This is a genomic window from Bacillus sp. Xin1, from assembly GCF_013314535.1.
Lineage (GTDB): Bacteria > Bacillota > Bacilli > Bacillales > Bacillaceae_G > Bacillus_A.
Map to the genome: position 1 here is coordinate 1 of NZ_JABUAE010000142.1, position 992 is coordinate 992.

Consider the following 992-nt stretch of genomic DNA (forward strand, 5'->3'; position numbering starts at 1 on the left):
CTACCCCACATCCATCAACTTAAGGATTTAGACTATTTTTGAAGTTAAAAGCACGTTACTATTCTCTTATGTTAATGAGAAAGGGTGACGTGCTTTTTATGAATATGAACCAAAAACAAGAATTATCTTTATTTGCCGAAGAGTTATATCGATATATGTCTCCCGCTACACTTAATCAATTAGCTATAGAAGTAGGCGGGATGAAACGAAAACGTAAGTGCCACGGGCACCATTTCTTATCTTTGTGTGTATGGTTAAATCAACAAGTCGCTACTACCTCTCTTACTCAACTTTGTAGTCAATTAGAAACTTCAACAGGAGTTTTATTAAGTCCGGAGGGACTTAATCGACGATTTAACTCGGCTTCTGTAGCCTTCTTTCGAACTGTATTTACTACACTTCTACAAGCTAAAATTGGAGGAGTATCTAAGATTTCTCATTCTCTTTCTGCTTATTTTGAGCGGATTCGCATCCTTGATTCTACAACTTTTCAAGTTCCAGATCGATTCGCATCTACTTATCCTGGTGCCGGAGGATGTAGTCATAAAGCTGGTGTAAAAATTCAATTAGAGTATGACTTGTTAAGTGGGGAATTTTCTGATGTGAAAATTGAACCAGGAAAACGAAGTGATCAAGCGTATGGTGCGACTCGAACAGGAATGATACAAAAGAATGAACTATATATTCGTGACTTAGGATATTTTCGTTTACAAGACTTTAAGTCTATCCAAGATAAGCAAGGATATTATTTATCACGTCTTAAATTACCAACTAAAATATATAGAAAAGAATTCGAAACAGTCGTATTTAAAACAAAACCTGCTCAACTGAGACCGGTATATATACAAGTTCATTTAGAAGACATCATGAAAAAATTACAACCTGGCCAAGTGTACGAGTTACATGATGTATATGTAGGGAGTAAAGACAAACTGCCTACTCGTATTGTGGTTTATAGATGTACGGAGGAGCAAAAACAGAAACGCCTACGT

Annotated in this window: 1 protein-coding gene; it reads left to right on the forward strand. The window is 36.2% G+C overall.

Features of this window, described 5'->3' with window-relative positions:
* Positions 1 to 98 precede the first annotated feature (98 nt).
* Positions 99 to 992, forward strand: an 894-nt coding sequence (locus tag HRG09_RS28130; protein WP_174104075.1) for an IS4 family transposase, incomplete at its 3' end; no start/stop codon positions are given.